This is a genomic window from uncultured Dialister sp. (assembly GCF_937959425.1).
GTDB lineage: Bacteria > Bacillota > Negativicutes > Veillonellales > Dialisteraceae > Dialister.
In genome coordinates, this window is record NZ_CALGPS010000120.1 from 1 (window position 1) to 7,420 (window position 7,420).

At 53.9% G+C, this 7,420-nt stretch carries 5 protein-coding genes; all 5 read left to right on the forward strand.

All coding sequences use genetic code 11. The features are described 5' to 3' along the window. Positions 1-126 precede the first annotated feature (126 nt). The 5 genes from Q0482_RS05365 (at position 127) to Q0482_RS05385 (ending at position 6,853) form a co-directional block, all read left to right on the forward strand. Positions 127-1,155, forward strand: a complete 1,029-nt coding sequence (locus tag Q0482_RS05365; protein WP_299144334.1) for a YitT family protein — start codon at positions 127-129, stop codon at positions 1,153-1,155. Positions 1,156-1,431: 276 nt separating this feature from the next. Beyond that, positions 1,432-1,791 carry a hypothetical protein gene (locus tag Q0482_RS05370; RefSeq protein WP_299144336.1) on the forward strand — a complete coding sequence of 120 codons (360 nt, stop codon included), beginning with the start codon at positions 1,432-1,434 and terminating at the stop codon, positions 1,789-1,791. Positions 1,792-2,326: 535 nt separating this feature from the next. Beyond that, entirely contained in the window at positions 2,327-3,487 is a 1,161-nt protein-coding gene (locus tag Q0482_RS05375; RefSeq protein ID WP_299144337.1) for a hypothetical protein, read from the forward strand. A 1,292-nt stretch (positions 3,488-4,779) separates the two neighbouring features. After that, positions 4,780-5,676: an oxaloacetate decarboxylase gene (locus tag Q0482_RS05380; RefSeq protein ID WP_299144339.1), complete on the forward strand. Its 897-nt coding sequence runs from the start codon at positions 4,780-4,782 to the stop codon at positions 5,674-5,676. 496 nt (positions 5,677-6,172) lie between these two features. Beyond that, on the forward strand, positions 6,173-6,853 hold the full coding sequence (locus Q0482_RS05385) for a DivIVA domain-containing protein (protein WP_299144342.1): 681 nt from the start codon (positions 6,173-6,175) through the stop codon (positions 6,851-6,853). The last annotated feature ends 567 nt before the right edge of the window (positions 6,854-7,420 follow it).

Consider the following 7,420-nt stretch of genomic DNA (forward strand, 5'->3'; position numbering starts at 1 on the left):
CCGACAGGCGGTCCCAACCTCCGGCCCTTTCCAATTTCCCGTATTTCATCATCCCAAAGAATGATATAATGATACAAGAATGACATATCTTATATATCTCACAGTCAAAGGAGAAAGGGAAACATCATGTCAACCACATTAGGGGCGGATTTCCGCACGCCCACCTTCTGGCAGCGGCTTGCATTTATCATCGCCATTACACTGGCAGGCACCTTCTTATATTCCGTAGGCGTGAACGCCTTCCTGGTGCCCCACCAGTTCCTTTCCGGCGGCCTCACCGGCATTGCCATGGTGCTCTACTACCTTACCGGGTTCCCCATCGGCATGGCGAACCTGCTCATGAATATTCCTATCCTCATTCTTTCTTTGAAATTCATGGGGAAATTCTATACCGTCATCACTATCCTGGGCACCGTGTGCTGCTCTGTGTTCATCGATCTCACCGCCTTCCTCGCTGACTACAACGTGGTGAAAGATCCCCTGGTGTCCGCCATTTCCGGCGGCGTGGTGCTTGGTATATCCATGGGCATCCTCTACCGCTACAACAGCAACACCGGCGGCCTGGACGTGGTGGGGGCCATATTGAAGAAATATTACAATTTGGAAATCGGCTACGTAGTCTTCGGACTGAACTTCATCATCGTCACCGCCGGCGCCTTCATCTTCACCCTGGAACCGGCCATCTGCACCTTGATTTCCATGTACATCAACGCCAACCTTTCCAGCCGCATCGTCATCGGCTTCGCCCAGCGCAAGGCCGCCTTCATCGTATCCGATAAACCGCTGGAAATCTCCGACGCTATTTTAAGAAATATCCATCACGGAGCTACCCTTCTCTACGGACAGGGCGCCTTCTCCGGAGTAGAGAAGAAAATCGTCTTCGCCATCGTAGATCTCACCCAGATTACCAGGGTGCGCCATCTCATCGAAGACATAGATCCCTCGGCCTTCCTCTTCATCATGAACACCACCGACGTCATCGGCCGCGGCTTCACCAGCCCCCTGTCCACCGCCAAAACCATGCCCAAGTCCGTGCGCTATACCTGCGACAAAGACGGCAATATGATCCCCACCCACATGTGGTCCTATGAAATGGAAGCAGAAGCCCATCCCGAAGTCGAAGAACAGAGCCGACCTAGGGAAGATGGGAAGTAGAGGGACCGCTGCCCGCTGTCGGCTGTCTGCCGGGAAGTTCGGCGCGTAACACCCTTGCCCACCCCTGTCTAAGGGGTGGCGAGCGCAGCGAGCCGGAAGGGGTCGGCCGTTAGGTGGTATGTATAATCATCGCCGCGAAGCGGCGATACCACAACCCTCAGCAGCCAAAGGCCGCTGTCAAACCTAAGAACCTTCTGGCCCAAAGGGCCGGTCAAACTTAAGAACCTTCCCTATTGAACCCTGCGGCTCTGCCGCAATTAAAAAAGGAGAACCATTATGGAATACCTCATTGACGACAACTATGTACCCCTGGACAGCAGCCTCGGAAACTTGGAATATCTTATGGAAAAAATTCTGATAGATGCCCGGTATGTGAAAAATTTGGCAGAAGGCATAGACGATGACGACGACTATGATGACGATGACGATTATGATGATGACGATGATCGTGCCGATTTGCAGGTCATCAAATTGGAAGGTCAGATCCAGATGTACCGGCAGGAGCTGGCATTCCTCCGGCAGAACCTCTTATCAGTGGCGGGCACACTGGATGATTTGCAAAACGATGCCGAAGAGGCAAGAGACGCGGTGCATAAGCTCAGACATGATATCAACTGGTATGGGGAAACCAGGTAACTGCCCCAAGGCGCCTTAAAAGGCTATCCGCTATCCGCTTCCCGCTTCCCGCTGGCCGATGTGGGGTTGGACTGTATTCCCGAAAGCAAGGAGATTTTCAGACGGTCAGACATCAGACATCAGACATCAGACATCAGACTTCAGACTTCCCGCCTGCCGCCTGTCAGAATGACTGTGTCCGGCGGGAAGGTATTCCCGTAACGCTAACTTTTTTATAATCATTGCCGCCTTTGGCGGCAATCCACAACCCTCGGGCCAAAGGCCCGTCAAACCTAAGAACCCTTGGGCCCCAGGCCCATCAATCTTAAGAACCTTCCCTTCAGAACCCTTTGAACCCTCACGCCGTAGGCGTGTCCATGAACCTTTTTCCACAACCCTTCTACACAACCTGCCGCCGACAGGCGGCCCCAACCTGCGGCGTCAGCCGCGCCCCCGTTCGCCCAGAGGGCGCGAAAAGATTCCTCTTTTCAAAAGAGCGGTGCCTGCATTATAATTAAGAATGGAAAATCAGCGTTTCACAGGAAGGAGGGTTATCATGGGTTTGTCCATCAGGGATATACTGATACTGGATTATTTCGACGGAAAGCCGCTGCACCACCGCATTCCGCCCTACAAACTGAATATCTACGGCCCCGATGCCAATACCCGGATAGACTCCCTCATGGAAGAGGGCTGGATACGGTCCAGCCGGCCCCAGGAGACAGTGAACATGCTGCCGGACAAGGTGCTTTCCGATTTCCTGAAGCGCTACGACCTGTCGGGGGAAGGCACCCACGCCGAGCTCACGGGACGGGTGATTGCCAAGATTCCGGAGAAAGACTATGCCCACGGCGTACCGAAGGTGTATGTGCTCACGAAGGAAGGAAAAGCGGAAATCGGCCATCACATGGCCTACGTGCTGAACGTGCGGGAAAACTACGGTCTCACGGAAGGTGAAATCGGGGAGTCCCAGACCGCCCTCTCCCAGCGGGGAGAACCCTTTACCGCCAGGGACATCCTCTACCGCGCCTTCCAGCAGAAAATCGCCATTTACACCATGGCCGGCGAGTGGTCGAAACTGCGGAATATGTACTACACCGTGGCTAATTTCTACCTGCGTATCAAGGACAAGAGCCACGCCCTGCCCTGCCTGTACCTGGTGTTCTTCATGGACATGTCGGGCATGGGAAATAAGAACAACCTGGTGCCCTACGAGAACCTGTTTCCCACCCAGAAGGGCATGATCCTTCTCATGGATGAAATACGGAAGGAACTGCACCTTACCATGGATGACGTGAAGACCTCCTTCCTCTCCTCCGTGGCCCGCATGGCCCCAAGACTGCCCTTCTCCTACTTCTCCCCCCAGATGATGGCCTCCATGCTTCTGGAGCGGCTCAGGGGACGGGACTTCAACGGCACCCGCTATATTGCAGACCGCAACGTGCCGGATCCCTCCTCCAAATCCTACCATTATGTGCCCTACGGCAGAAGCGAAGCAAGAGGCCCCGTGCACAGGACGCCGGTGGTGAAGCCGAGAATCATGGCGCCTCCTGTGCTCCGCATGCCCACCTTCACCGCACCGCCACCCTTCCGCCCCAGCGAAAGCGCATCCCCCCTTCCCCGGGTGCCCAAGCCGGAACCGGAAAAACCGGTGATGCCCAAGCCGATTAAGAAAGAGAAGAAAGGAATTCTGGGAAGGCTTAAGGATCTCTTCTGAAACAGGGGGCCGCTATCGGCTATCCGCTGTCCGCCTACCGCTGGACGGTATTCCCACAAGGGATGATAGACATCAGACGGCCAGACATCAGACGGTCAGACGTCCCACCGGTCATTCCGGGCGGTATTCCCGAAAGCAAAAGGGGAGAGGCGCCTTATGAAAATGGTAAATTATAAATTGTGAATGGTAAATGAAGGTGGCGCCTTTAAAAATGAAGGGCGCCATTTTAATAAAAATCACACAACCTCCGACCCTCGTGGGAATGCCCCTTTTGGTGCCGCAGGCTCCGCCTTCTCCCGGAGGGGGGATTTCGCTCTATGTTTTCCTAAAGAATCATGTGGCACAATGTTTAGCGTCCATAGGGACACTGTGCACATCCTGCATAGGATGTGCAAGTCGGGCGAAGTAAGGCGCCTAGCCTGCCCATAAGGGCGCTTTCCTTTTGTCGCCCGACCGAACTTAGCGGGGGAAAGGTGGTGCCGCAGGCACCAAAGGGGGTGGCGAGCGGAGCGAGCAATGCCGCCTTTGGCGGCATTAAAAATTTATTGCCGCGAAGCGGCAATCCACAACCCTCGGCGCCACAGGCGCCGTCAAACCTAAGAACCCTTGGGCCCATAGGGCCCATCAATCTTAAGAACCTTTTCATCCACAACCCTTCTACACAACCTGCCGCCGACAGGCGGACCCAACCTGTGGCGTCAGCCGCGCCCCTTTTTACTTGCGGCGTTAGCCGCCACCATAACCCTCAGCGGCAAAGCCGCTGTCAAACCTAAGAAACCTTGGGCCGTAGGCCCATCAATCTTAAGAACCTTTTTTCTCAACCCTTCCACACAATCCTCAGCGCCGGCGGCGCTTTTTGATGCAACTATTTTAATTACAAAATTTCCTTGACAGGAAGAAAGGACCCGATTATAATATCGGGTAAATAAACAAAAGCGAGGAACAGGATTGAGCTTGGCCGGAAATGACAGAGAGCCGGGAGGATGGAAACCGGTATGGAAGGAAAGCGTGTCCCCTGGGAGCTTCGGGCTGAAAGCCAGTAAGCCTGCCGTCTGTCCGCGTTAAGGATATGAAGTATAATGCAGGGTGGTACCGCGCGATTGCGCCCTTGTCCGTGGGACAGGGCTTTTTTTATTTCATCCTTCCTTATGCTTCAAGGTATAAGTGAGAGTGGTACCGCGCCGATGCGCCTCTTTTCTGCAGTATGTGGAAAAGAGGCTTTTTTTGCAGAGGAAATAGAACCGCTGCCCGCATTTCTTTGATTTCTGTATTTTAATTTTCAGGAGGATATTATGAAAACAGCAACTGAAAAACGTATCGAATTCCGTAATGCTTTAAAGTCCGGAAAGATTCTGATTACCCCCGGCGTAGGTGATGCGCTGACGGCGAAAATCGCAGAGAAGGCAGGCATCCGCTGCGTCATCATGGGCGGCTACTCTGTGGCTGCTTCCCTTCTGGGACAGCCGGATGTGGGTCTCCTTTCCTGCAGCGAAATGGTGAACCAGCTCACAGGCATCTGCAATGCGGTGGACATTCCTGCCATGGCGGACGGTGATACGGGATACGGCAATGCGCTGAATACCATTCGCACGGAGCGCATGTTTGAACAGGCCGGCGCTGCCTGCATTTTCTTCGAAGACCAGGCATGGCCGAAACGCTGCGGCCACATGGACGGCAAGCAGGTCATCTCCGCTGAAGAACATGCCCAGAAAATCCGCGCCGCCGTGGACGCCCGCCTGGACAAGGAAACCATGATTATGTCCCGCACCGACAGCCGCGCCGTTTACGGCATCGACGATGCCATCGAAAGAAGCAAACGGTATGCCGACGCCGGCGCTGAAATCTGCTTCGCCGACGGCATCGGAAGCCGGGAAGAGCTGGAAAAATTCGCCCGGGGCATGGAAGGAAGCGGTGCCTACATCGTAGCCAACATGATTGAAGGCGGCAAGACGCCCCTTATTCCTGCCAAAGAACTGGAAGAAATGGGATTCTCCATCGTATTCTGGGCATGCAGCGCCGTATACACCATGTCAAAAGCCCTCTATGACCTCTTCACCGGACTGGAAAAGAACGGCACCACAGAAGCCACCGCAGACAAAATGATTGAATTCGGCCAGTTCAACCACATTATCGGCCTGGACACCTACAAGCAGCTGGAAAGAAAGTACAAAGTAGACCGGGATGACTGAGAGATAGTGGGCTGGTGTGCTAGTGGACTAGTGAGACAGTGGGGCGGCTGTCCGGTGGGCTGTATTCCCGAAAGCACGGAGACCTCCAGACGATAGACGTCAGACATCAGACATCAGACTCAACTTCCCATCTGGCATCCTTCGCTTACTCTCAGAATGACCGTATCCGGCGGGAAGGCAATCCCGTAACGCCCTTGCCCACCCCTGCCTAAGGGGTGGGTGGCGAGCACAGCGAGCCAGAAGGGGTTAGCTGTTAGGCGGTATATAAAATTATTGCCGCCGGCAGGCGGCCACAACCTGCGGCGTCAGCCGCTACCACAACCCTCGGCGCCACAGGCGCCGTCAAACCTAAGAACCCTCCGGCTATAGGCCGGTCAATCTTAATAACCTTTTCCATTTCAGCAACAAGGGGCCGCGAAGCGGCCCCTTGTTGCTGAAATGGGCAAAAACAAGTACAATAGACAAAGAGACTCACATCACTTAAGGAGGCGCACCCATGATTACACCAATGGATATTCATAACAAAACCTTTTCCAAAGGGCTTCGTGGCTACAGCGAAGAAGAGGTCAATGATTTTCTCCGGCAGATTGTAGCGGACTACGAGCAGATTTACCGGGAACATCGGGAAATGGAAGAGCAGATGGACCAGATGAAAACCAAGCTGGCCAACTATGAAAAAATTTCCGAAACCATGACCAACACCCTGCAGCTGGCAAAGGATACGGCGGAGAACGTGAAGAAGAACGCTAAGCGGAATGCGGAAATCCTCATTGCCAATGCCCATGCGGAAGGAAACCGGCAGATTCGGGAAGCGGAAGAATCCCGCCGCCGTCTGGTGGAAAACATGATCCGCACCGAAGGAAATATGAAGACCTATGTGGGTAAAATCAGAAGGGATCTGGAGCTGGCCCTGGCAGCCATCGACGCCCTGGACCGCATGGAGGCGCCCAAGGTAGCAGGCTTCCCGTCGGTTGGAGAAAAGACAGAAGAACCAAAGGCGGAGGAAGCGCCGACGGCAGAAGCTCCGACGGCAGAAGCTCCAACGAATGAGGAGGCAGAAACCGAAAAAACGGCGGAACCTGTAGAAACAGATGAAACCGCGGAAGCTCCGGAAACAGAGGAAAAGGCGGAAGCAGAAGAAGCTCCGGCAGAGGAAACAGAAGAAAAGAAAGAATAAAGAGCAATCAAAAACTCCCGGCAGAACGCCGGGAGTTTTTGATTAGGAACGATAGAGCCGGCTGCCTGCCGGACTGTATTCCCACAAGAGATGATAGACGTCAGACGGTCAGACGGTCAGACGTCCCACCGGTTATTCCGGACGGTATTCCTGAATGCAAGAGGGGAGAGGCGCCTTATGAAAATGGTAAATTATAAATTGTGAATGGTAAATGAAGGTGGAGCCTTTAAAATAAAGGGCGCTAATTTAATAAAAAACATACAACCGCCCAGACGGGCGATAGAAAAGCGCCCCCCTTTTTGGTGCCTGCGGCACCAACTTCTTCCCGCAGTTCGGTCGGGCATACCAAAGAAAAGCGCCTTTATGGGCAGGCTAGGCGCCTTACTTTTCCCGACTTGCACATCCTATGCAGGATGTGCACAAGCAAGGGGGAGGCGAGCGGAGCGAGCCATGCCGCCGATAGGCGGCATTAAAAACTTCATTGCCGCGCAGCGGCAATCCACCCCCCCTATGGGGTCTGTCAAGTCCTTTGTGTAAATTTTTTCTGTCAAGTTAAGATTATTCTAA